The organism is Cytobacillus sp. NCCP-133 (assembly GCF_026011715.1).
Lineage (GTDB): Bacteria > Bacillota > Bacilli > Bacillales > Cytobacillaceae > Cytobacillus.
Genome location: NZ_BRVM01000009.1, coordinates 21,697 through 46,955 on the forward strand (window position 1 = coordinate 21,697; position 25,259 = coordinate 46,955).

Annotated in this window: 22 protein-coding genes, 1 pseudogene and 1 riboswitch; of the genes and pseudogenes, 8 read left to right on the top strand and 15 right to left on the bottom strand. The window is 41.7% G+C overall.

Annotated elements, in window-relative coordinates; genetic code table 11:
• Positions 1 to 63 precede the first annotated feature (63 nt).
• From NCCP133_RS11925 to sda, 5 genes and pseudogenes are all read right to left on the bottom strand, one after another.
• Positions 64 to 3,372 (bottom strand): EAL domain-containing protein, encoded by a 3,309-nt coding sequence (locus NCCP133_RS11925; protein WP_264805221.1) that lies wholly within the window; start codon positions 3,370 to 3,372, stop codon positions 64 to 66.
• 50 nt (positions 3,373 to 3,422) lie between these two features.
• A riboswitch (cyclic di-GMP riboswitch) is annotated at positions 3,423 to 3,513 on the bottom strand.
• Between the two features lie 120 nt (positions 3,514 to 3,633).
• Positions 3,634 to 4,338, bottom strand: coding sequence for a ComF family protein (locus NCCP133_RS11930; RefSeq protein ID WP_264805222.1), 705 nt, complete (start codon positions 4,336 to 4,338; stop codon positions 3,634 to 3,636).
• Positions 4,328 to 5,824 carry a DEAD/DEAH box helicase gene (locus tag NCCP133_RS11935; RefSeq protein ID WP_264805223.1) on the bottom strand — a complete coding sequence of 499 codons (1,497 nt, stop codon included), beginning with the start codon at positions 5,822 to 5,824 and terminating at the stop codon, positions 4,328 to 4,330. Before NCCP133_RS11935 ends, NCCP133_RS11930 begins: the two co-directional genes overlap by 11 nt.
• Positions 5,825 to 5,947: 123 nt before the next feature.
• Positions 5,948 to 6,232: pseudogene (locus NCCP133_RS11940) on the bottom strand (DegV family protein); the annotation flags it as partial.
• Between the two features lie 148 nt (positions 6,233 to 6,380).
• Complete coding sequence (gene sda, locus NCCP133_RS11945; RefSeq protein ID WP_264805224.1) at positions 6,381 to 6,518, bottom strand: sporulation histidine kinase inhibitor Sda; 138 nt, start codon at positions 6,516 to 6,518, stop codon at positions 6,381 to 6,383.
• Between the two features lie 170 nt (positions 6,519 to 6,688).
• On the opposite strand from sda, the gene NCCP133_RS11950 reads away from it, so the two are divergent.
• Positions 6,689 to 6,964, top strand: a complete 276-nt coding sequence (locus NCCP133_RS11950) for a hypothetical protein (protein WP_264805225.1) — start codon at positions 6,689 to 6,691, stop codon at positions 6,962 to 6,964.
• Positions 6,965 to 7,051: 87 nt separating this feature from the next.
• Here NCCP133_RS11950 and NCCP133_RS11955 read toward each other — a convergent pair whose 3' ends face one another.
• Positions 7,052 to 7,735 carry a response regulator gene (locus tag NCCP133_RS11955; RefSeq protein WP_264805226.1) on the bottom strand — a complete coding sequence of 228 codons (684 nt, stop codon included), beginning with the start codon at positions 7,733 to 7,735 and terminating at the stop codon, positions 7,052 to 7,054.
• Between the two features lie 27 nt (positions 7,736 to 7,762).
• Complete coding sequence (locus NCCP133_RS11960; protein ID WP_264805227.1) at positions 7,763 to 8,920, bottom strand: sensor histidine kinase; 1,158 nt, start codon at positions 8,918 to 8,920, stop codon at positions 7,763 to 7,765.
• Between the two features lie 402 nt (positions 8,921 to 9,322).
• Here NCCP133_RS11960 and NCCP133_RS11965 point away from each other — a divergent pair, with 402 nt between their 5' ends.
• Together NCCP133_RS11965 and NCCP133_RS11970 are read left to right on the top strand one after the other, a co-directional pair.
• On the top strand, positions 9,323 to 9,955 hold the full coding sequence (locus NCCP133_RS11965) for a YigZ family protein (protein ID WP_264805228.1): 633 nt from the start codon (positions 9,323 to 9,325) through the stop codon (positions 9,953 to 9,955).
• A gap of 82 nt (positions 9,956 to 10,037) precedes the next feature.
• Entirely contained in the window at positions 10,038 to 11,072 is a 1,035-nt protein-coding gene (locus NCCP133_RS11970) for an LCP family protein (RefSeq protein ID WP_264805229.1), read from the top strand.
• Between the two features lie 41 nt (positions 11,073 to 11,113).
• On the opposite strand, the gene NCCP133_RS11975 is transcribed toward NCCP133_RS11970, so the two are convergent.
• Both NCCP133_RS11975 and NCCP133_RS11980 read right to left on the bottom strand, forming a co-directional pair.
• Positions 11,114 to 11,449, bottom strand: a complete 336-nt coding sequence (locus NCCP133_RS11975; protein WP_264805230.1) for a hypothetical protein — start codon at positions 11,447 to 11,449, stop codon at positions 11,114 to 11,116.
• A 296-nt stretch (positions 11,450 to 11,745) separates the two neighbouring features.
• Positions 11,746 to 11,874 carry a hypothetical protein gene (locus tag NCCP133_RS11980; RefSeq protein WP_264805231.1) on the bottom strand — a complete coding sequence of 43 codons (129 nt, stop codon included), beginning with the start codon at positions 11,872 to 11,874 and terminating at the stop codon, positions 11,746 to 11,748.
• Positions 11,875 to 12,057: 183 nt separating this feature from the next.
• Here NCCP133_RS11980 and NCCP133_RS11985 point away from each other — a divergent pair, with 183 nt between their 5' ends.
• From NCCP133_RS11985 to NCCP133_RS11995, 3 genes are all read left to right on the top strand, one after another.
• Positions 12,058 to 12,939 carry a helix-turn-helix transcriptional regulator gene (locus NCCP133_RS11985; protein ID WP_264805232.1) on the top strand — a complete coding sequence of 294 codons (882 nt, stop codon included), beginning with the start codon at positions 12,058 to 12,060 and terminating at the stop codon, positions 12,937 to 12,939.
• 190 nt (positions 12,940 to 13,129) lie between these two features.
• Positions 13,130 to 13,792: a hypothetical protein gene (locus tag NCCP133_RS11990; RefSeq protein ID WP_264805233.1), complete on the top strand. Its 663-nt coding sequence runs from the start codon at positions 13,130 to 13,132 to the stop codon at positions 13,790 to 13,792.
• An 11-nt stretch (positions 13,793 to 13,803) separates the two neighbouring features.
• The gene (locus NCCP133_RS11995; protein ID WP_264805234.1) at positions 13,804 to 15,015 is read left to right on the top strand and encodes an efflux RND transporter periplasmic adaptor subunit; all 1,212 of its coding nucleotides are present in this window, start codon (positions 13,804 to 13,806) and stop codon (positions 15,013 to 15,015) included.
• A gap of 282 nt (positions 15,016 to 15,297) precedes the next feature.
• Here the strand turns inward: NCCP133_RS11995 and NCCP133_RS12000 are convergent, their stop codons facing one another.
• A complete protein-coding gene (locus NCCP133_RS12000) occupies positions 15,298 to 16,356 on the bottom strand; it encodes a glycosyltransferase family 4 protein (protein WP_264805236.1) in 1,059 nt (352 codons plus the stop codon).
• A 344-nt stretch (positions 16,357 to 16,700) separates the two neighbouring features.
• Here NCCP133_RS12000 and NCCP133_RS12005 point away from each other — a divergent pair, with 344 nt between their 5' ends.
• Complete coding sequence (locus tag NCCP133_RS12005; protein WP_264805238.1) at positions 16,701 to 16,925, top strand: hypothetical protein; 225 nt, start codon at positions 16,701 to 16,703, stop codon at positions 16,923 to 16,925.
• 200 nt (positions 16,926 to 17,125) lie between these two features.
• Positions 17,126 to 18,322, top strand: a complete 1,197-nt coding sequence (locus tag NCCP133_RS12010) for a SpoIID/LytB domain-containing protein (RefSeq protein ID WP_264805346.1) — start codon at positions 17,126 to 17,128, stop codon at positions 18,320 to 18,322.
• A gap of 352 nt (positions 18,323 to 18,674) precedes the next feature.
• Here the strand turns inward: NCCP133_RS12010 and NCCP133_RS12015 are convergent, their stop codons facing one another.
• The 5 genes from NCCP133_RS12015 to NCCP133_RS12035 all read right to left on the bottom strand — a co-directional run bounded on the left by NCCP133_RS12015 (position 18,675) and on the right by NCCP133_RS12035 (position 25,204).
• A complete protein-coding gene (locus tag NCCP133_RS12015) occupies positions 18,675 to 19,436 on the bottom strand; it encodes an S-layer homology domain-containing protein (RefSeq protein ID WP_264805239.1) in 762 nt (253 codons plus the stop codon).
• A gap of 80 nt (positions 19,437 to 19,516) precedes the next feature.
• On the bottom strand, positions 19,517 to 21,022 hold the full coding sequence (gene murJ, locus NCCP133_RS12020; protein WP_264805241.1) for a murein biosynthesis integral membrane protein MurJ: 1,506 nt from the start codon (positions 21,020 to 21,022) through the stop codon (positions 19,517 to 19,519).
• Between the two features lie 100 nt (positions 21,023 to 21,122).
• Complete coding sequence (locus tag NCCP133_RS12025) at positions 21,123 to 22,220, bottom strand: glycosyltransferase (protein WP_264805243.1); 1,098 nt, start codon at positions 22,218 to 22,220, stop codon at positions 21,123 to 21,125.
• Entirely contained in the window at positions 22,220 to 23,374 is a 1,155-nt protein-coding gene (locus NCCP133_RS12030) for a polysaccharide pyruvyl transferase family protein (RefSeq protein WP_264805244.1), read from the bottom strand. Before NCCP133_RS12030 ends, NCCP133_RS12025 begins: the two co-directional genes overlap by 1 nt.
• Before the next feature lie 174 nt (positions 23,375 to 23,548).
• Positions 23,549 to 25,204: an N-acetylmuramoyl-L-alanine amidase gene (locus tag NCCP133_RS12035; RefSeq protein ID WP_264805245.1), complete on the bottom strand. Its 1,656-nt coding sequence runs from the start codon at positions 25,202 to 25,204 to the stop codon at positions 23,549 to 23,551.
• Positions 25,205 to 25,259 lie beyond the last annotated feature (55 nt).

Sequence of the window (25,259 nt, forward strand, 5' to 3'; positions counted from 1 at the left end):
TTCTCCCCTTCTACACTCTTTTGACATCATTATAGCTGGAAGAGCAGGAGAATTATAGAAAAATTATTGAAAATAAAGATGGCTGCTGCTTATTTGAATGAAACGGCATTCCGGCACCATTGAGTTTTTCTTGAGCTGGATTTGCAGTTTAATAAGGAGCGTCACGATTTCCGCTCGGCTACTTTCCTCGATAATAAATTGAAATCCGTAGTTGGCAAGAGGATCTGATAGCTCTTCTTTCCATACGATGAACCCTGTAAAGGAAACCAGCTTCCCCAGTAATTCTGTTTCAATTTTTAAAAGGATGTCCTGTCTGACAGGGAGTTTGATTTGGGATACAAATTTCAATCCGCCCGGCCCCATGTCCTCAATCAGGATCTCTGTCGATCCCATTTCAACTCTTTTGTTATTGAGCTTTAGGATTGTCATATCAGCCCCCAGCGGATATGGGAATTCAACTCGGAAAAATCTCCTCAGCTTTTTATAGCCATTCTCTTTATGGGCATCTTTAGGCTTGATGATTCCAACAGCCAGTTTTTGTTCAAAAAGGTTAGGCGGGACGGGCTTGCTGAACAGGAATCCTTGAATTTGGTCACACTCCTTTTGCCGTAGGAACTGATACTCTCCGAAGGTTTCAACGCCTTCAGCCACAACCTCCATATTCAAGCCATGGGCGAGCTGAATTAGATTGGCCGTAATGACTGCATCCTCAGGGCTTTTATCCATATTTTGAATAAAGGATTTATCAATTTTTAGCACATTGAACTTGTGTTTCCTCAGCTGGGTGATGGATGAGTAACCTGTGCCGAAATCATCCAAAGCCATCTTCACGCCCATCCCCCCCAGCTCAGTCAGTACTGTAATGACATTTTCCGAGTAATTAATCAGGGAGGATTCGGTTAATTCCATCTCAATTAAATGGGGGTCAATCCTATGCTTTTCCAAAGCTTTCTTAAAAATGGAAACCAGGTCATTTTTTAAAAAACGCTGCGGAGAAATATTGACTGAGACCGGAACGACATGCAGACCTTTCTCCATCCATGTCCGCAGCTGATTGCAGACTTTTTCGATTACATAATCACCGATATCCAGGATGAGGCCGGATTCCTCGGCAACGGGTATAAATTCCGCCGGCGAAACTCTTCCCCAATCGGGATGATTCCATCTAAGCAAGGCTTCAGCACTCAGGATTCGGCCTGTTTTAGTCTCAACTCTCGGCTGATACTCCAGATATAGTTCATTATTTTTCAAAGCAGCCCGCATATCACGTTCAAGGGTAAATAGCTTGTAAGATTCAATATCCATAGAGGAATTGTACACCTGATAGCTATTTTTCCCTCTTTGTTTGGCATGGTACAAAGCGGCATCCGCGTTTCTGAGCAGCTCTTCCGCTGTTTTCCCATTATTGGGATAAATGCTAATGCCTGTAGTGGAAGTGATAAAAAGTTCATAGTCTTCGATCAGGTAGGGCTTTGAGATAGAACGGGTGATGGCCTGAGCCAGATTAGTAGGCTCTTCGATGTGCTGAACATCTTCCATCATAATCGCGAATTCATCTCCGTTAATTCTCGAGGCCGTCTGACTGCTGTTTAATGATTCTTTCATTCTTTCAGAAACCTGCTTTAACAATTCATCCCCGACTGCGACTCCCAGTGTATCGTTGATCTGTTTTAACCTGCTCAGCTCTACGAACATCACCGCAAATTTGTGTTGCGGTCTGCTCTCCAGCATGCTATTCAGTTTGTGGTCAAAAAATCGGCGATTCGGAAGTTCAGTTAAATAATCATGAAAGGCCATATACCGCATCTTCTGTTCAAGCCGTTTGGATTCGGTAATATCCGTTATAAACCCGTCCACACGGACAAGAGAACCCTTTTCATCGAAATAAGGAATGGAATGGGCACGTACCCATTTCTGTTCGCCGGATTTGTGGAAAACACGGTATTGATACCGGACATTCTTCCCTTCATTCAGCCTGGTGCGCTCCTTCTGGACTCCTTTCATGTCCTCAGGGTGAATAATTCTGTCCCACAGGTCAAAGTCATCAATGAATTCCTTTGCCGTATAGCCAAAGATTCCTTCTACCCCTTTTGAAAAATGGAGTACCTTTCTTTCTATCAGATCAGCAGAATAGATGCCTATGTCCAGGTTTTCATAGAGCTGCGCAATCTTTCGTTCATTTTCATAGAGCTTCTCTTCGATTGCTATTTTCTCTGTGATATCCTGAACGGTGGCGATTACCTTAGGTGAGCCTTTCTCATCGATAAAATAATCGGCTTTATGCTGAATGCAGCGGACCTCCCCATCTTTACGGTAAATGCGGCACTCGATCCATGCACTTTTTTTATCAGCCAAAAGCCTGTCAAACTGATTTTTAAAAGAGTCCCGATCTTCAGGGTGCACATAATTTACATAACGATCAAGAGTAGGAACAAACCCCTGTTCGGGATCAATGCCAAAAATTCGAAATAATTGCAGGGACCAAAAGCCCCTGTCTTTTTCAATATCATACTCCAGGCTCCCGATATTGGCGACCAGCTGGGCCCGATTCAGGGCATCCCGCGTTTTCTCCAGTTCTTTTTGCTGCTTGCGGAAACTTGTAATATCCTTTGCTATACCAAAAACACCCATAATCGTACCGTTAATCTTCATTGGAACATTTATAACTTGTAAATCTACTAAATCATGATCTTTATTGATCCCCACGCTATGGTAGGTTTGCGGGTTGCCTTGAAGTGCTTTTTGAAAATGTTCCATTGTCTTTTTCAAATGCTTTTCAGATATAACTTCCCGGAAAGAACCGGATAACTGACTTGGTGAGTATCCCAGCAATTCCTCTAAAGACTCATTATACTCTGAAAACTTTCCTTCTGAATCAAGTGTATAGATCGCATCAGGATGATGATCAAAAAGCGACTTGTATTTTTGATTTTGCAGCTCCAGCGTTTCTTTCAGGGTCTCTTCTTTTGTAATATCCTTGGATATCCCAATGGCGCCTATAACTTGCCTGTCCTTATAAAGAGGGATTGAAATATTATGAACCTTTATTAAATGGCCTTGTTTATGGAAAATGGAAAAAACCGTATTTTGGACTTTTCCTCTTAAAACTTGCTGAAATGACTTCATAACCGCTTGGAGCTCTTCCTCATTAATAAAAGAGGCCATATTGGCTCCGATTATTTCATCCTTTGAAAACCCTGTGACTTCATAAGTACTGTTATTGACTTCCAAAACGTTTCCTTTTAGATCAGTAATAAAAGTCATATCAGGGTTGTGAATAAACAGAGTGCGGAAGATACGTGGATCCTCAATATCCAAATGGATTTGCTCATCACTAGACTTCCTGCTAAATAGAGTAAAAAGGTTGTTCAATGCAATCTCCTTTCCTTTAAAAGGCAAATGAGGAAAGTATTTATTATCTAAATTGCAGCCCGGCTGCCGTGGCAGATATCTTACTGCTTTAGGCCCGCGGCTTTGCGTCTTTTACCTTCGTAAAATTTGCCCTTGATTAGAATATGTTACCATATGAAGTTAGCACTATGGGTGAATTGTTAACATTTTATTACAAAGGAAATTTTGCCATTTATTATCGTGCGATTGTCAGGAAGCATATGGAGCCAGTCCCTCTTTCTATTATCGGGCGATCGTCAGCGAGCAAACGGAAGCAGCTCCCGCCTCCTTCAGGATCTTTGCAGCATGATATAGCGTGGAGCCTGTGGTGTAGATGTCGTCGATTAAGATGATTTTTTTATTCTCGGCGTCGTGATCCGCGATTCGCTGAAATACCTGCTGAAGATGAATCCGCTCATTTCGGGCCTTCTTCGACTGTTTTTCAGCATGGGTCCGCTTAAGCATTTCTGCAGCGGTGAATCCTGCTTCACGGATCAGGGCAGCGGACTGATTGAATCCGCGTTCATAGAGTCGCTCAGAGCTTAGCGGGATTGGGACGAGCAGGTCAAAGTCGAGGGTTTGCAGTTTGCTTTTTATAAAAGGGGAGAAAGCTCTCGCAAGGATATAATCTCCCCGGAATTTATATCGGGCAATGGCCTCTTTAAGAAAGTCATCGTATAGGAAAAGAGACTGGTTTCTTTCGAGGCTGCTTCCCCATTCAGGATCCTCATTCCACCTTGTACAATCATGGCAAAGATTGCCTGTTCGATAACGCGGATCCAATCCGCTGAACGGGCGGCTGCATTTTTCGCAGGCTTCTCCTTCGATAAAATTGAGCTTCTCTGAACATTTTTTACAAAGATCATTCTCCTCCGGCTTGGACCACAGAGACGACCAGGTAACAACAGGAGAAATTTCTTGGTGGCAAATTAAGCACTTAATAAGCAATCAGCCCTTTCTTCTTGGCTTCTTCATTCATCTTAAGAATCTGCCTGCGTGCCTTGACCATGCTTTCGGTTTTGCCGTAATGAAAAAATGTAATATTGCCACTGGGAAACTGTGCGCTTCGGCCGACTCTGCCGGCAATTTGGACAAGGGCACTTTCGGTAAAAATGCGGTCCTCCGCTCCAAGAATGGCTACGTCTACATTTGGAAACGTAACGCCCCTTTCAAGGATAGTCGTTGTAATGAGCATCGGAACCTCTTTATCCCGCATTTTTTGAACCTTGCTTTTTCGGTCCGGATCTTCTGCGTGAACGGATTCAATTTTCGGTTCGAGCTTCCGGAGGATAGGAAGAACTTTGTCCATTTTATCGATGTTGGGGAAGAAGAGCAGACATTGCTTTTGAGTCTCAAGCCGTTTTTTGATCCATTGTGTAACTGCAGAGGGGAGCTGATCTTTTTTGAGTGCCTTTTCCCAGTTGCCGCACCATTTGAAGGCGGGAACTGGCAAAGGATGACGGTGATACCTGGCAGGGATGGTGACGTACTCTCTTTTTCCGTTATGGCAATCCTTTTGCCATTTTTGATTGGGCGTTGCGGTGAGGTAAATCATAGATGAGACAGGTTTGCGGGATTGGCGGACAGCATACTGGAGGCTATCATCAGCCGTGTATGGAAAGGCGTCGACTTCATCGAGGATGACGGTGTCAAACGCTTTGTAAAAACGGAGAAGCTGATGGATAGTGGCGATGGTAAGAGGCGCTTGAAGATGGCGGTCTTCGCTGCCGCCGAAGAGGACAGCGACCGGGATTTCTGGAAAGACAGCTTTTAAGCGGGGACCAAGCTCGAGAACTACGTCAATTCGAGGTGTGGCGATGCAAACTCTTTTCCCAGCTGCCAGTGCTGTGTTGATTCCCTCGAAAAGAACCTCCGTTTTGCCTGCACCGCAAACAGCCCAGACGAGAAGCTCAGTATTGTCAGTGACAGCCTGCTTCACTCGATCCGAGGCGAGCTGCTGTCCGGGTGAAAGTGTGCCGTTCCATTTTAGCGGACGCTGATTGTCACTTTGAGTCTGCACTGGACCGCTCCAGCTGACCAAAGGCGTGCATGCACTCACCCGCCCCATCATCAAGCACTTACGGCAATAGGTGCAATGCTCCTCATCGCAGCGTGCACAGGGAAAGCATACAAAAAGTGCTCGATCTTCATTGCCGCACCTGGCACAGGTGGATTTGTTTTTCTCTTTCGTCATGCCTTTTCGGTATAGGATATAACCATTTTCGTAATGTTCATGGATTTCTTCAATAGGGAACGGGAGGTCATCAAGTAAAAGCTGTTTTCCGTGGAGGAATTGCTGAAGTTTTTTGTTAAAAGAGTAGGTTTCATTGAGCGGCGGCTGCGGAATGGCCTCGAAGGAGGAAATTGGGCGGCTTTCTTGGGGTTTTTCAATTAAAAATGGGGTCAATATGTTATTTTTTATGGTAAATCTCAATGTGTTCACCTCTATGCAGGGATAAATTAGGAAACGAACCTTTTGTTTTCGCATACTCTGACACTCTATTTGCAGGTTTAGCGGTTCTATTTGCAGATTTAAAAGTTCTCAATTCATTCAACCAAATGTGCCGCTGATGCCGCTCGACAGATGAATGGAAATCACTGCATCATAATCCTGAGAAAGCTTCTCAAACAGCTCCGCAAACTGCCCGACCGGCGGCTGTGAAGTCGTAGGAAGCGCCTTATGCTTCACTTCTTTATAAAAATCCGCAGCCGTCATTTCCGCTTCTTCCTGATAGGTCTCGTTTCCGAAAATCACGCTAAGGGGAATCATATGTATCGTTAATTTTTCTCTTAATTCCTTTGGGATGTATGCTGTACTATCCGTTACAACAGCCGTTTTCATAAATAGAGTTACCATCCTTCTCTTTTTTCTCTACTGTATGTTCATGTTCATTTTATATGATAGAGGAGGAAATTGCATTAAGATTAGGGAGTGTCTTTGAGGATCTTACGGCTAAACGGAAAGTGTTTATAGGTGATTGTCCTGGCTATTATTCGGAATAGCCCAATCCTCTTTTTTCAATTTCATTCACTAATAAATCAATGAGTGCTGGATCGAGATGGTATTTTAGAGCTTCATTATATACTTCAAGAAGAAGTTCAGTGGATAAATGATAGTAATTGGACATATCGGGTCCCTCCTGCAATAATTCCTTTTACCTATATACTGCATTCATTTACACATTTTGTAAATGAAAAATGTGTAAAATGATGGATTTATCTCTCAATGGTACATGCATAGGAAAATTTTTGTTAAACTATCCTATGCCTATAAATTGTATAGAAGGAGTAGAACAGCATGCACCAAGCTTCGTCTCCAGAGGCAATAAACCAGTTCAATGATAGCCATTATTACGCAAATAAAAAAATACTTATTTTCACATTAAAACAATTTAAGTACATAAAGGTCCCCACGAAAAATTATTCTATCGAAGGATTAGAACTGGCAAACTGGCTTCTGGAAGTAGCATCACCCAAGGAATTACATGAACTGATTACACTAATCAAATACGCCCAAATGAGAAATGCTGATATCAGGCCCATTCTGCAAACCGCAGCAGCTGGCCTTCTTTAAAAGCAGCAAAGAGATTAAAGAATACCAAAATATAAAAAAACACGTGATGCCTTAGGCTCTCACGTGTTTTTTGGAGAAATTGCTATTTTACCGCACTTCCACCCAGCCATTTTTAATCGCAACGACAACAGCTTGTGTTCTGTCGTTTACGTTCATTTTCTGGAGGATGTTGCTGACATGGTTTTTAACCGTTTTTTCACTGATATAAAGTGCTTCGCCGATTCCGCGGTTGCTTTTTCCGTCAGCAAGGAGCTGAAGGACTTCGCATTCCCGGCGCGTCAGTAAGTGAAGCGGGCGGCGGATTTCCGGCTGTAAGTATGAGCTGCTGCTTCCTGCGCCCACGGTGGCCAGACGGCGGTATTCGTTAACAAGATTGTGTGTAACTTTTGGATGAAGATAGGATCCGCCCTCGGCTACCACTTTAACAGCTTCAACCAATGCGTCAGCATCCATTTCTTTCAATAGATATCCGCTTGCGCCAGTTTTAAGGGCATGTGTCACATAATTCTCATCATCATGAATGGATAGGATGATGACCTTTGAATCCGGATGCTTTTCAATTAATTGGCGCGTTGCCTCTACACCGTTCACATTCGGCATGTTGATATCCATGATCACAACATCAGGGTCATATTCTTCCACTAATGTGATGGCTTCCGTTCCATCATCGCCTTCTGCTACTACATTAAATGATTTTTCAAAGTCTAAGATGCGTTTTACCCCTTCTCTGAATAATTGATGGTCATCAATTATAATAATCTTCGTAGTCAATTGTTTCGCCTCCCTAAGCTGTTCCTGTTATTTATCTCTTTTTTTAAGTGTTAAAGGTATTTGAATAATCACAATGGTGCCTTTTCCCATTTTGGAATCGATTGAAAGCTGGCCTTCGAGCAGTTCAACCCTTTCTCTCATGCCGATAATCCCAAATGACTCTGCTCGTTTCTCCTGAATATTAAACCCTTTGCCATCATCTTTGATGACGGCTGCAACTCTAGTTTGATTTATTTCCAGCTTTACTGTAATTTCACGCGCCTCTGCATGCTTTAGTGCATTTGTAACAGATTCCTGAATTAATCTGAAAAGCGCCACTTCATACTGGGAAGGAAGCCTTGTTTCTGAACCCAGGTTCGCAAATTTAATCTTTGTCGTACGATGATACTCTTCGATGGTTTGCAGGTATTTTTTGAGGGTTGGAACTAACCCTAAATCATCAAGTGCCATTGGACGCAAATCGTATATAATTCTTCGCACCTCATAAAGAGCACTTCGGACCATTTTTTTGAGGTCCTTGATTTCGGATAGAGCCTCATCGCCGCCCCTCTCGTTATAAACACGCTCAATTAAATCGGAACGCATCATCACATTGGCCATCATTTGCGCCGGGCCATCATGAATTTCCCTCGATAGCCTTTTACGCTCTTCTTCCTGCGCTTCGATGATCTTTAACCCAAAGTCAAGCTTGAGCTTGGCATCCTCAATGATTTCCCCCATTTGCTTTAAGTCACCCATCAGGTAATTCATCACAACTGTAATTTGCAATACAAGGGTTTCAGCCCGTTCAATCGTCTCATTTAATCCGAGCAATCTTCTTTCAATATCATCCCTGCGGTCACGGAGCTGCTTTTCCAGCTGCCTGTTCATGGAAAGATCCATCTGGAGCTGGTGTGCTTTTTCGTAAGCCTCCCGTACTTCACTTTCCGAATAATCTTTAAAATGCATGCTCACTTCAGACAGCCGCTTCCGGGCAAATTTCGTCTGGATCTCCAGCTTGTCCCCTTCATCAATAACATTCAATACCAGCCGCTTTACTTCCTTCAGCTCATCCGTAAGCGTTTCATGGTCCGTGCGGCATTGTTCGCTAATCCGAAAGATTTCATTCTTGCTTGTCCCTACAGTATCTATCATTTTTTGCAGAATAAGGTCGAGTGTCTTTGTATCAAATTTCTTTATATTCATTTATATCCCCCAACATTTTCAGCCCTTATGCTTTGTACCATCATTTTAGCGCGAATGAAGGAAGGATACTATCACCAAAGCATGAAAACTATACCAATACACATAAAATTCGGTAAAATGGCATAGATCCGGCTTGCATATCCATGTCTTATATCCTATATTATTAATGGTTAAACCTTCCTGCAATCTATTAATTTAAGGAAGATTACACTCTTTAAGACCTAGAAATTATTGTGCGATAAAGAAATTTCTACTATTAGAATATTAATTATTATAGCACGCATAAAAGGCACCTATATTAAAGTTTCATTACAATCAGTTGAAATTTTATCTCTTCCGGCGCTGTCGAATTATAATAAAAACTGTCATCATTTAAGTAACTCTATTTAAAGGAGCGGTAAAATGCTGCCACGCTATTATACGGTAAAAGGCTATGGCGAACATGAAATTACTATTCAAAAATCCAGATTCATCGCTTATATCTCCCGTGCTGAATCTGAAGATGAAGCACAGGAATTTATCCAATCGATTAAGAAAAAGCACCGGGATGCTGCCCATAATTGCTCTGCTTACCTGATCGGCGAGAACGATCAAATCCAGAAAGCGAATGATGATGGCGAACCAAGCGGCACTGCCGGCGTTCCCATACTCGAAGTTTTGAAAAAAAAGCAATTAAAAGATACTGCAGCTGTCATAACCAGATACTTCGGCGGAATAAAATTAGGGGCAGGAGGCCTGATCCGCGCTTATGGCAAAGCTGCTTCAGAAGGAATGAAAGCGGCCGGAATAGTCGAAAGAAAGCTAATGAAAGTCATGCACACCAAAGTCGGCTATCCCTGGCTCGGAAAACTGGAAAATGAGCTTCGTTCCTCCCTTTATTCCTTAAAAGAAATTCATTATCTTGATCAAGCAGAGATTGAGACCTTTGTGGAAGAAGGCCATGTTCAGGACTTCACCAGCTGGATGACGGATCTCACAAACGGACAGGCTGAAATCTTCGAAGGCGAGCTGCTTTACCTGGAAGAAGAAATATAAGTTAAAAATAGAATTTACGAATTGGCAAACAAACGATAAAATAAATCTTGTTTTCCATTACTTTTTTTAAAGGAGCTAGCCTATGGCTGATAATTATAGAACGACCTATAAAGCTGATCGAAAGAAAAAGAAACGAAAGCGCATTTTTTTCTTTTTAATTGTCCCGGTGCTGGTGTTAATCCTGGGAGTCACTTCCTATGGTGCATTCTTATACAGCAAAGCCCAATCCGTAATGGATGAATCCTATAACCCGATTGAACGTGAAAACGCGAAACGCGAAAAACCCGTGGATCCGGATATTGATAATGTTTCCATTCTTTTCATCGGAGTGGATGACAGCGACACTCGTAACTTTAGTGCAGGCTCAAGGACAGATGCTTTGATGCTTGCTACCCTGAACGAGAAACAAAAGTCTGTTAAACTATTGAGCATTCCGCGTGATTCCTATGTTTATATTCCAAGCAAAGGCTATGAAGATAAAATCAATCATGCATATGGAAGCGGCGGAGCTAAATCAACCATTGAAGCTGTCGAAGAACTGCTTGATGTCCCGGTTGATTATTACGTCAATATGAATTTCAACGCCTTTATTGATGTGATTGACGCTTTAGACGGCATTGAAGTAGAAGTACCCTATGCGTTAAGCGAGCAAGATTCTGGTGACCGCAAAAATGCAATCAATTTGCAAGCCGGCTTACAAGAACTGAATGGTGAAGAAGCATTAGCCCTCGCCCGCACCAGAAAGCTTGATAATGATATCGAACGCGGAAAGCGCCAGCAGGAAATCCTAAAGGCCATCATCAGGAAAGCTGTGTCGGCCAAGGGTGTCACCAAATATTCCGATGTGATAGAAGCGGTAGGCGATAATATGTCCACAGACCTTTCTTTCAGTGAAATGAAGACCTTTATCGACTATGCCACTGCAGGTACAGGAATTGATATAGAAACCTTAACCCTTGCCGGCGGCGACAGCTATATCAACGGTGTATACTATTACCAGCTTGACCCGGCCGAACTGGAAACAACAAAACAAACCCTTAAAAGTCATCTCCAAGTTCCTGGATACACATCAGACTTGGTTAATTCAGACCTTGAAAATGATGAGGAAGCGTACTGATATAGCTAATCGTCCGGTTTCAATGGAAACCGGACGATTTTTTATACACTTAATTCAAGCTGATGCTCTGTATTCTCTTTTTTGAACATATAGTTTTGGATGCCGATCACCTTTAGAAACTCCAGCACATGTTTTAACGATTTTGCCTTATACTCCTCAATCACTTCGAATTCTCTAATATAAGCTATCTTCTGTTTAAGATTGAACTTACTGTTTTTCGATGGTGATAAATCCTCTGGCTGATATCCTTCGGAGCAAGTGTAAATGATCGCCTCACCAATTTTTTGTTTTTCCAATTTAAAATGGACCGAAAATATTATTGCACATTTCTCTTCACAAAAAGACGGCAGAATTCTCATTTCAAGTTCTTTTTCCATAGGACACCTCTTTCAGTAGGATTTACCTATACTATAACAGAGTTAGAAATTTTCTGGATTTGCTTAATTAAGCTTAAAAACCTCTATTTTGCTTCAAATTTTCCTATAACTGCATCGGCATGATGAAAAATATAACTATAAGCATATTTTGGGGTTTGAAATTGCCAAACGTTCTAGTATATTCATTAATATAGAGAAAAAAAGAAGGCATCCTGCAGCCAGGATGCCAAAATTGGAGATTTCAGATGCAAGATATGGTTCGTAAAACCGATAAACTAGTACATAAGTCATTAATATTAATGCATGGAAGGAAGTTCTAAAGTACGAATTCCGCCATTATCCTTGCCTGCAGCAGCGCTAACGCCTGCTCCAGCAGTCAGAATCAATGTTACAGCTGCAAAAATGGCAATTACACGTCTTTTCATTTACTATACCTCCTAAAATTCAATGTCTTGCTCTATTTATTTAATTTCATTAAAACATATTATCAACTGGCATTAAGAGGCGATGAGAGACCATTTCGTGTTGTTTTCCTTAGTTTTTCGGGTCTTTTCTCTCATTTTTTTATAAAAATATAACTTTAGGAATATATCGATAGGGGTGGAAAAATGGACTTTTCAGCTATTGGGGGGAAAATTAAGGAATTAAGAAAGCTATTGGGACTTTCGCAAAAAGAGCTCGCAGAGGGAATTTGTACCCAAGCCCAGATAAGCAAAATCGAAAAGGGCGATGTCTATCCGTATGCATCCACACTTTATTTAATATCACAGCGCCTGGGGGTGGATGTCAACTACTTTTTTGATATCGGGACGACTCCAAGACTGGATTATGTGAAAGAAGTCAGCAGACAGCTGGTTATTGCCAGGCGGAAGCTAGATTATGAAGAAGTGAAGCAAATTGTACAAACCGAAGAAAAAAATCCGCTATTTTCTCAGAATAGAAGAAACTTTCAGTTACTTTTATGGCATAAAGGAATATATATTTACCACATGACAAATAACGTTAAAAAAGCCATTTCCCTTTTTGAAGAAGCCATCGGGCTTACCCATGATAAAATATGGACGGAACGGGAGCTTGAAATCTTGATCAGCAAGGGAATCATCTATTTTGAGGAAGGCCACTTGGAAATAGCCCTCCAGCTTTATGAACTCGCCCAGGAACAGCTTAATCATCTGCCCCACATCCAGGATGGCACCATAAAAACAAGGCTCTATTACAATATTGCCCGTGTTCTTACCAGGCTTGGCCGCTATAGCCGCTCCATCACCTATTGCAAAGAAGCGATTGACTGGTGCATCGAGAATGAGGATTTATTCCTCCTTGCAGAACTTCATTACCATATTGGCTACAATTATGAGCTCCTCGAAGATATTCCAGAAGCAAAATCCTTTATGGAAAAGTCACTCATTATTTTTGAGCTTCAATTGGATACCAAATATATCACTTTCATCAAGAGCAAAATTGAAAATTGGTCTGGTCAGCTTGCCTGAAAAAATGGCGGGCTTTTTCTTTTATTTACCAGATCAAATAAGCTTCTTAAAGAGCTTGATCATTACTTATGCTTTAAAAATAAGGATATTGTACCATTATCATCTATGTTTTGGTTTTTATTTCAAGTTAATAGCGTTATGCTGTAAAATAGATACAGTTGAAAAAAATAAGATGATGGAGGATTTTATCATGTATTATCGAATCAGGCTGTTAAAAGGAGTCCTCTTTCCAAGATATTTGTCCTATCAATTAAAGGAATCGGAAGCTATGATCGGGCTGCTGCCCCGTCTCGTTCTGCTATTTATAGCGAGTTCATGCATTTTTGCACTCGGCTCCCTGTCAGGAATTGGAACTGAAACACTCTCAAGGGAATTAACCGCATCCCTGGCCCATGAATTTGAATTGAAAAAGCTATTGTTTGCCATAGGACAAGTTGTGTGGGGACTTGTATACGCAAGTCTTTTCATTTTTTTGCCGGCATTATTTTTTTGGACTTTAACGGAGATCGAATATAAAAAACTTCTTATTATTCAGGCGTATTCCTTTTTAATTTTAGTCTGTGGAAAAGCGGTAAATATGGTTGTCTCTTTCCTGCTAAGTGTTGATCCCATTTACTCGCCTTTCTCTTTCGGTGCATTATTCCAATATTTAACCGTTAATGAATGGATCATTGCTGCATTCGGAACCATTACCCTTTTTCATCTTTGGGCCATTTTTATTCAATATTATTATTTAAACGAGCTTACAGAGAAAAACTCGAGATTTATATTTTGGATTGTGTTAGCCTTAAATATTTTCTTTTGGATTGTGAACACTCTCCTTTCTTATATAAAAATTGAAAACCTAGTATAAAGGTGTTGAACATGTTGAAAAAATGGCAGCTGGTTTTACTTATTGCAACCATCCTATTATTTGTTTCTTTTAATATTTTCTTAATTAAGAAGGAACATAGCAAAGTAGAAAAAGTGGAATATATTGAAAGCTGGACATCTGTTAAACAGGGAGATCTCAGGAACGTGATGAATAAACCAGGCGTCGCTGTTGTATCAGATGAGTCCCACGTCTACTTTGATGAGAGGATGGGGGCATTTAGTCAGTTTTTTGTAAAAGAAGGAGATGAAGTAACGAGAGGAGACTCCTTATTCGAGTACTCCCCCAAAGAGATTGTCGATGAAATCTCAAAACTAGAAGCCCGGTTAGAGGAAATCAAAGACAAAATCAGCTCTTTAAATAGCCATATGTCAGATTTAACAGATTACAAAGCTGAATTGGATATGGAACTTCATAAAGAAAAAGAGCCGAATTACATGACAAGCTATCATGATCTTGAGCGGGAGATTTACCATAAAGAACTGGAAATGGATTTGCTTGAAGATGAAGCCTCAAGGCTGGAGGATGAAATGGATGAACTTGAGGAAAACATGGAAAGCTTGACGGTTAAAAGTGAAGTCGACGGCATTATAAAAGAAATCAATCACGATTTGAACAGCCCGCTTATGACAATCAGTGCCAAAACGATATCTGTGGCAGGCATGATTCGAGAAGGGGAAATAAATAAAGTCACAGAAGGCTTAAAAGCCATTATATCCTCACATAATTGGGAAGAAGACCTGAACGGCACCCTTGCAAGTATTTCAACATTGCCAGCTGATGAACCTGAAGTGGAGAAGGAAACGGTTTATCCTTTTAAGGTGGATCTCGAAGCAGCAACTGATGAGATATTGCCTGGAACACATGTGGCGCTTGAAATTATTACGGAGGAAGCAAACGGAGTATTAACGGCTCCTCAGGGAAGCATCTATAAAAAGAAAAATAAAGAATATGTGAATATCCTGACCTCAAACGGCACCATTGAAAAAAGGGAAATTCAAACAGGCATGAAAGTGGTTGGCAAAACCGAGATCCGCTCCGGCGTTGAAGCTGGGGAGTTTGTGGTTATCCATAAAAAACCGCAATCTGTGAAACACGCCAGCCAATTTATCACACCGCTTAAACTAAACAAGCTGGATAAGCCTAATCCAGCTGATATAAAAAAGGAATGGACATACATCCTTGAAGGCTTTTTATCCCGATAAACACCTATGACAGCCCATATCTGGGCTGTTTTTTTGATGATATCAGAATTTATATCCTTTTGAACTGAGAGAACTGTCAAGTGAGGTACCCTGTGCTGTTCTTAACGAAACACCGGTCTGTACCTGCTATAGATACCTGGCACGAGTCTTTTATCCAATTTTAAATCCTTATATGCTAGCTTTTTTGTACTTATTTAGTGCCTGCCTCACCTTTTAAAGAACAGAAAAAAAACCGCCTGCTGGCTTTTAGTTTGTGCCAGCAGACGGTCTTTATTCATGCAGCTATTTGCCGCTTAAGTCCCTTACTAATTTGTGAAGCGGACGATGGTCTTTGCCCATAAGCCCGACTTTTTCAGCAAAAAATTCAATTAAGATGAGGAGTACGGCAATAACAACGAATGCTCCCCAAACTTTTGCCTGAGAAAAGATCACAGCCGTTAGACCGAAGAATGCTGCAAGAGCATAGATAATTAATACGGTCTGGCGATGTGTAAACCCTATACCCAGCAAGCAGTGATGCAAATGTGATTTATCCGGTGCGGATAGCGGCTTTTTATTCACAATCCTGCGGATAATCGCAAAGAATGTATCAGAAATCGGCACACCGAGGATAATAATAGGAACTATAAACGAAATGAGTGTTACGTTTTTAAAGCCGAGCAAAGCAAGTACGGAGATAATATAGCCTAAAAATAGCGCACCTGTATCTCCCATGAAAATTTTGGCTGGATGGAAGTTATAAAACAGGAATCCCAATGTGCTCATTAATACGAGCGAAGCTACCGTTGCTACATAGCCATCACCCATAATAATCGCCATTAAGGAGATCGTAATGAGCGCTATTGATGAAACGCCTGCTGCAAGTCCGTCCAGGCCGTCAATCAGGTTAATTGCATTGGTGATACCGACAATCCAAAGAATGGTGAGCGGAAGACTTAGAAAACCAAATTCAATTTGGCCTCCAAACGGAAGGTTAATGAATGGAACAGATACCCCTCCGTAGAATACGACAATAAAGGCAGCTGCCAATTGTCCAATAAGCTTATACTTGGCAGAAAGCTCAATCATGTCATCAAGCATGCCGGTCATAATGATGATCAAGCTTCCCAGGACAATTGCGAGAGCAGCATTTGGTTCATTTGGATCTGTTGGCCGCAAAATGACTATCCCGATGATAAAACTTACATATATCGCTAAACCGCCCAGACGAGGCATTATTTTTGCATGAACTTTTCGGTGATTCGGCTTATCCGTTGCTCCAACCTTAAACGCCAATTTTTTAACAAGCGGGGTAAGAAGGATTGAAGCCATGAAGCAAATGAACAAGGTCAAGTAAAACATACAGACCCTCCTTAGAAATATCATGCCCATTTCGATTTCCGTAAAAGCAGGCATTTCATACTTTATTCGCAACAATGTGCATTTTTTTGAATTATTTTCCACTTAAGACGTTCTAGTAAATTCCGAAAATACTAATATGGTAGATAACAAGCCTATGCCAGATTGAATTATAACACACGGAATCACTTATTGGGAATAGAGAAAAAAACCTATCACCTATCTGTCATTTTTGACACATTCTTCGTTATTTCTGCTAAATTCCCAAATTTACAAACTCTAAAACTAGCATAATTTGTTATAATACCATTTATAGCATATTATTTAAAAAATTGGGGGATTTTTCTATGAAAAAAAAGAAATCATTTTTATTGGCTGCTGCCCTTGTCGTTTCGCTAAGCTTTGTGGCCGGAACAAAGGCCTTTGCTAACACCGATCCTGTTATCGCGAGCGTTGAATGGGTTATGGCGAAAATCAACCCGCTAAGCCAGAAAGTGACCAATCTAGAAAAAAAGGTTTCTGAACTTGAAGCACAAGTAAAATTGCTCAAGGAACAGGCAGACACTAATTAAGGATGGAATCGTTTATGAAAAAATCACCTTTCTTTCTCTTGTTTTTGATCGTTTTCCTATGTATATCATCTATAGGGTCCGCATCAGGGACAGGCTCCCCCTCTGCGCCTATCAGTTATAAGACGGAAATAAAAGTAAAACTGTTACCATATTCAACAAAATTTTCTTTAACTCCCCGAGGAAGTTACGAAATTGTGAATATGGATAATCAGTCACTCGTTCCAGTAAGCACCCTTGCCACCTTTGAAATGAAAGATGGCAAGGTATTAATGACTTCTGGAACAGCAAGCATTTCTTCTTCTAAAGGCTTTCATGTGAATGAAGTAAAAGCCGCAGAAACAAATGAGGTGCAAATCAGCAAAATCCAAACAGCATATGGAATTGCCGATGTCCTATACAGAGGTTCTTTCGAAGTCAAACCAGGCCAATCAAGCCCGCTTCTTTTCAACCGTTTAGACGTTGAAAATTACCTAAAGGGCGTGGTACCAAGCGAAATGCCTTCAAGCTGGCATATGGAGGCTCTTAAAGCCCAGGCGGTTGCAGCCAGAAGCTATGCCTACACGCAAATCCAAAACAATAAAGCAAAGGGCTATATAGAAATGACTGTAGCCAGCCAGGTTTATGGGGGGAAGTCGAAAGAAGATGCACGGGGAAACCAGGCGGTAGCGGAAACGAACGGGCTATATGCCACATACAATAATGTTCCCATCAACGCCTTTTTCCATTCAAGCTCAGGCGGTCATACCGAAAACAGCGAAAACGTGTGGAGCAGCCAGGTTCCATACATCAGGGCTGTAAAAGACCCCTATGACAAGCATCCCGGAAATTACCATTATGGATGGGAAACGGTTGGGCAAAATTCAGTTATAAGCCAAAAGCTCAAGCTAAACACAGCACAGGTATTAACCGGCCTAAAAATAACAGAGCGCGGGCCAAGCAGCGCAGTTAAACAAATGGCTGCTACTGTCTACGATAAGACATCAAAAACCGCAAGCGTGATCACTTTAAACCCTGCTTTTGTGTCATCGCCTGACAGATACCGATCATTTTTTGGCGTATCACTGAAAAGCATTCATTATAATGTTTACAGCGACACGTACGCCTATATCAAACTGGCCAATGGCACGGAAACGAAATCCGGCCACCTGGTAGGTTATCAAGTCCAAAAGGCGGATGGTTCAACAGAATATGTTGAGGACTTGAACCTGAACGTACGGACAAAAGATGGATCCACTCAAGTGAAAACCGCTCCGTCAACCTTTACTTTCAAAGGAGATGGCTGGGGCCACCTCCTCGGCATGAGCCAATGGGGCGCCCGTGGCATGGCCGAGGCAGGCTATACTTTTGATCGGATCCTGAAGCATTATTACACAGGGATAGAGGTTAAGAAATTATAATAAGCGTTTGGACCAGGCTTCTGAAGTTTAGAGCCTGGTTTTTTGTTGTTTGGATTATTTAACGGAGGGATCGCTTAAATGTGAACTTTGCAAATGAATGAACAAACCTGCAAATAGAAACGATTTTCTGCAAATAGAATAGGCGAACTTGCAATTAAACCCGGATTTCTTGCAAATAGATCCGGACTTTTTGCAATTAGATCTTTCCATTTTGCAAATAGGCCAATAATATAGCTGTGAATCCGGCTTTTTCACTTCTTTTTAGCCCTAATTGGCATACTCCAGCCGGCAATAATCAATAAAGCGCAAAAAACCGGCTTTCTCTCAGAGAAATGCCGGTTTGGTCTATATCCTAGTAGTTCAACGCACGATATAAAAAGACGGAGAATTGCGAGCGTTTCGTTGGTTCGGATGGACGGTAATAGCCGTCGCTTCCTCTTGCCACATCATGCTGGCTGATTGCTTTGATGTAGAGGTACCCATCATCTGTTTGAGGGACATCCTTATAATCCTCGTATGGCTCTGTTGTGACCTGCAGATCGAAGGCTCTTTGCAGGACAACAGCCATGTGCTTTCTGGTCATGGGGTCATTGGGCAGAAATTTGCCGTTGCTGCCTCTGAAGTACCCTTTTTCGGTGACTGCCATGATCTGCTGATAAGCCCAGTGATCACTGTTTATATCCGAAAAAGGAGATGGAGCCTCGCTTAAAGGAAGCTTAAGTGCTTTTACAAGCATGGAAGCAGCCTGTGCCCGTGTAATCGAATTCTCCGGAAGGAACTTTTGAATAGCTGGATAGCCGGAGATCACCCCATCATGATAAATCGCCATGATTTCATTAAAAGCCCAGTAATCAGCTTTCACATCCAAAAAGACAGGCTCACTGCTTCCGCCAGTTCCAGGAGTCTGTCCTAATAGAGCATTTACTTCTTTCTGAAGTTCATTTGCGCGCGAGGAGAGACTTGAAACTTGGTTATCGACTTTTTCCAATTCAGCCTCCGTCCATTCTACACTGGCTGCCTCAATGGGAGCGCCTGCATTTGCCTCCTGTTTTGAACAAGCAGACATTAATCCGGCCAATAGGATCAAAAACAAAGGCCAAACAATCTTTTTCATCAATCTTACCCTCCATCATATAGACATTCCGATGCCGTCTCTCTTTTTACTTCAGCTCACAATCCGGCAGCGAAGATGATTTAAGCTTTGCCCCGTCCGAGAATCAGCTGTAATTCTGGCAGTCTTACTATTTTTAATAGGACCAAAAAGACTGCTAAGAATAGAACTCCTCCAGATATGAGGTCAATCCAAGGATTGCCGAATGCGAGAAACCTTGATGACAAAAACATAACGATAATAATAGCCGCATATAAAAAGAGAGATTTACCTGCAGAGCCAAAGTTTTCCGTTATTCTCAATTTTAGCATAAATTTTGCCAAAATAGTTAGAAGGATAAAATTAACAATAGAGCTAATGGAAGTTCCCCACGCAATCGCTTCTGCACCTAGACGGTCAAGCAAAGCCAAAGTCACAATGATATTAATGCCAAATACACAAAGGATGCTGATGATTACCGGCATATAAGAATTTTCTTTCGCGTAGAAAAACCTTGAAATATACACATTGCCGGCAAGGGCAAACATGGATAAAGAAAAGATTTGCAATAATGGGATTGTCATTTTAGACGACTCTTCTGTAAAACTTCCATATTCAAAGATAATTTGCACAATTTCTTTTGAGTAAAAGAACACGAATATGGTTACAGGGATTAGCAGCAGCCCCAATGCACCCAGTCCTCTTTGATAAAGAGAAGTAACACTCTCCTCCTCATTTGCAGCCACTTTTTTTGCAAGCATTGGATAAATAACCGTCGTGACGGCTGTCATTAAGACAGCCTGCGGAAACTGCGTGAGCTTCGAAGCGTAGTTCAGAGCGGCTATATATCCTTCTGAAAGATCTGAAGCAAACATCCGCTGAATCAGAAAATAGAATTGAAGGGTGGCTCCGCCTAACATAATCGGCATCGCAATAAGAAACAGCCTCTTCATTTCACCGGAATACGCAAAATTCGGCTTAAGGAATTTCAAGTGTGTTTTTCTCAGTCCAAATAGAAGTATGGCAACCATAATGATGGAACTCAGCATTGCTCCGAGACCATAAGAATCAACATACATAAGCGGCGTCAGCAGAACCGCCAGCACAACAAAACCTAAATTGTAGATAAAAGTGGACATCGTTGATAATTGAAATCTGTCATGGACATTCAGGATTCCGCTCAGCCACATGGAAACCACTAAAAAGAAAGTAGACGGCGCCATCCAATAGAACAGCCTCAGTGTGGTTTCAAACTGCTCCCTTTCCATCCCGCCAAACAGCGCCTTTAAAAGCGGCTCTGCAAACACAATCATCAGAACGGTAATAACACCAATAATCATGATGATATACGAGAATACGGATGAAATAAATAGATCTTTTTCTTTTCCGTCGAGCGTTTTGCTGTAAACAGAAATAAATGCGGTAGTAATCGCCCCGCCTACAACGATATACAAAAAGTTCGGGATGGTATACGCCGTAATAATGCTGTCAGCAAGATGCGAAGTACCATACTGATACCCGATTATAACCTCTCTTGCAAATCCGATCAGGCGCGCCAGTATATTAATGACCGCTACCGTTCCAATAATTTTTAACAACTTGCTCTTCATAGGTTCACAACCTTTTTACCAGTGCGCAATTGCCCCAGCGTTTATTCGTAAACAACATGGAAAAAGAGAGAACATCCACAGATGACCCTCCCTTTTTCCATTAGCTGATTGTTTCATATATATCCTGCAATTTAAGAATGAGCTGCTCCTCATCATTTTCAGCCGCTTTAGCTTCTCCTTTGCGGACAAGCTTTTTCTTCGCATCTTCACTGCTCAATACGGTTAGGATCCCTTTTGCCAGACTATCGGCTTCCTTCGGCTCAACAAGAACCCCATTCCCATCTTTGAGCAGGTAGCTTAATCCCCCGACATCACTGCCTACAACAGGCGTCAGGCAGGACATGGCTTCAACCGCCACAAGGCCAAAGCCTTCCAAATGGGAAGGAAGGACAAAGACCTCGGCTGCAGACATCCATTTGGCCAATTGGGCTTGCGGAAGGGGGTCTTTGAAACACACATCTCGCGCCAGCCCTTTTGCTGCAATCAAATTCTCCAGCTCCTGGCGATAGGTTTGATTGCGGCTTGCACCAATTAAATAAAGCGCTGCTTCCGGCTGAGACTCTTTGACTTTAGCAAAGGCCGTGATCAATTCAGTTAACCCTTTTTCACGTATAATATTTCCCACAAACAAAATAGGCTGCTTTCCTTCAGAAACGCCTAACTCAGTTCTTGCTTCTTGTTTGGGATAGGCTTTAAATACGTTGCGGTTTACCCCCATGTTTAAAATAGAAAGCTTATTCGCGCCTATTTTGTAATCCTGGTGTATTTCTTCATATAATGCATTCCCAACAGCAATCACATAATCTGCATCCCGGAGAATCATCTCCGTCCAATTTCGGATTCGCTGATTCTTTTTTGCCATGCGGTCGATATCACCGCCATGCGCAGTCACCACATACGGCGTTTTCCAGACCTTTTTATAAAAACGCGCCAGCAGGCCTGATGGGAACACATAGTGAGCGTGCACCACATCATATTTTTTTCCGTTAAGCCCCAAATTCACAAGTGTTTGAAGGAACCATAAAAAATACTTCTTAATCACATTAGCCTTTCCGTTTTTCGGATCAGTAATTGCGATGACATCCACCTGATTTCCCAATGCTTCCAATGCCTTTACCTGATTTTTCACAAAGATCCCAAACGTCCTATTCTCCTCGGTCGGGTACATATTGCTGATAACCAGAATTCTTTTTCCCATTAGGCATTCCCCTTTTTCGGAAGCATATGGAATTGCTTTAACCCTTTTGCTGCCTTTTCTTTAAGTTCTGCAGACGTTTTTTGTGCCGCATCCTGAACCTTGTCCCAATGATTATCCATCTTCTCGATCGTATTCATAAAATGAAGATTGCTCGAAGACAATTCATCCATGGAAAGGCATTGATCTTCCTTCCCGACCATTTGCATGAAATGCTCAACTTTATGATGGTAAGCAACGCCAATAACAGGGGTCTCAGCATCCAGGGATAGGATGATGGAATGGAGACGGGTCCCAATCACGACATCCTGCTGGCCGCATAGATCAATGAGCTGGGAAGCGGATAAATGTTCTTCATTCAAAACCGCTTTGTCCTTATGCTTCATCACGTCATGAATATCCTTTGTCACCCAGACATCCTGCGGATATTTGGTGGAAAAGAATGTTACTTCCATTCCCTTCTTCTCGATCAGCTCGTCCAGGTTTTGAGCCATGCCATTGACGTAGGCCTGATATTTTTCCTCATCTGCCTCTGGCCAATATTTAATATTATAGTAGGGAACAGCTGTCACACCCACTTTTTTAATCGAATCGGTTCTTTGGTGTTTGTTGGCTGTTGTCAGAGTGAAAGCAGGATCTCCAATGATTTGAATGTCCTTACTCACCCCAACCCTTTCGAGCAGGACTTTCGATTCCGGATCTCTGACAGAAATGGAGTCTGCCACTTTAGCTAAGCGCTTAATAAAGAACTTTCCAATTCCTGAAGTTAACGGCCCAGCTCCACAGCCATATACAACCACTTTGGCACCTGCCCGGTGTCCAAGAATTCCATAAGTGCCGTATAAAGGGGCTTCCCTCTTGTACAGGTCCATCAGGATGCCTCCCCCGCCGATAATGACAACGTCCAGGCCCTTGATATATTTTCTGCTTTGTTTGACAGTCTCTAAGAACGTTTTTGGTGCAGAGCCCTTTTTATAATAAAGCGGATAAGATTGGACACCATATCTTTCGCTTGTTTGCTCAGGGTTATTGCTGAATACGGTGATATCTTCACTTTTTATATCAAAATTTGTGGTTAACTGTGTGATGATTCCAAGTAAAATGGCTTCATCCCCATTATTGTTATTGCCGTAATTTCCTACAATGCCAATTTTCATTATCCGACTTCCTTTTCTCACATTTTCACTTCATCCTTCTTACTATATAGAAGAATGCAAAGGTAATTATATCACATCAGAAAAAAATGGCGAAAATACAAGTAAATTGTTTTATTCTTGTAAAATCAGGTTAATAAAAAACTGTCCGTGTACTAGCCGGACAGTTTAAAAGATTTACTTTAGGTAGTAGTTTTTAATTCCCTGATAGATGGCCTCAGCATATTTATCCAAGTACGTGCTGGATGTCAGCTTTTGTCTATCGCCGCTATTTGTTATAAAACCAAGTTCAACAAGCACGGCAGGTACTTGGTTATACTTAATCACGTAAAAGCCATTATCCTTAATGCCCCGGTCATACATATCGGCTTGAGCAACCAGCTGTTTTTGAATTTCCCATGCTAGCGTTTTGCTCTCGTCACCGTTCATGTTATTGGAAGTGTCATAAAAAACTTCTGATCCTTTTGCTGCGGAACTGCCGGCGGCATTCACGTGTACACTCACAAACAGTTCTCCATAAACAGATTGAGTAAATTTAACCCTTTCCTCCAGGGTAAGGAACTTATCCGTCTCACGGCTTAAGATTACCTTTGCACCTGCCGCTTTTAGCTTCTCCCCTACTCTTTTGGAAACATTTAAAACAATATTCTTTTCATAAACTCCGCTGCTTGAAGCACCTGGATCATGTGCCCCATGACCTGCATCTACCACTATAATCCGATCTTTCAGCGGATAACGCTTGTCATTTGAGTAAAGCTTCAAGTAGGATTTATGTACATATCCAATCAACCCATTATCATTTACTTTAGCCCAGAAACCGCTAATTTCAGTTACTTTTACTGTTGCTCCAGCCTTCACGCTGCCAATAATGGCAGTACTTGAAGATGGGCCTTTCCTAATATTTAGGGATGTGGATGAAACCACTTTGCCGAATGCAGTGACCGTTTCATTTACGGGCGGTCCTGTTACGGTCAGTCTGAATTGGTCATCAATAGCCCTTGAAAGAAATGCAGAGAATTGGGCTCTAGTAATCTGGTCTTCCGGCATAAATTTATAGTTGCTTCCATTTGTTATACCGTTATAATGAAGTTTTTGTATTTGTTCGTATGCCCAGTAAGTTTTAGGAACATCACTAAACACAGGAGCAGTGGATGTGTAGCCATTATAGTCAAAACCAAAACCTGTCACAATAACGGCTGCCATTTGGGACCGTTTTAGAATATCAGATGGGCCAAACCTTCCATCTGCATAGCCTCCGAAAATACCCAATTGATAAGCTCTTTCAATATAACCAGCTGCCCAATAGTCGGATGATACATCTTTAAAAGTACTTCGGGACACTTCAGCAGGTTCATAGCCTAAAGCCTCAATAATCATCTTTGCAGCCTGTGCCCTCGTCACCTGACGGTCAGGCTGGAAATAATAGGTGCCATTGCTGCTTTCATACCCGCTGATAATTCCTTTTCCGGCTAAGTGTGTAATGTTTAGATAAGCCCAATAGCTAGCAGGAACATCCGTAAAGGAAACGGAGGAATTCTGGGTCAGCGCCTTTGTGCTCATCTGCCCTTCATAACTGTCAGCATTAAAGCTTCCGGCAGCTTCCGCCTTTTCCATTTCTTCTTTCAATTCTGGGTCATCCATATTTATTTCTTCTAACTCCACTCCCTCATATTCGATTATTTCGGAAGTTTCATTTTGCTCCTGTGACTGTGCAACAACAGACTTTTCTGCCATCATATTGCTTTCTTCTGCTTTAACCCAAGATGATGCCAAAGGGGAAAAGATAAGAAGGAAACATAATGAAACATAGACAGAAAAAGTTTTTCTTAACATACTTTGCCTCTCCCTCCTTCAATTGCTGGCATAATAATAGAATAACAGAAGTTTT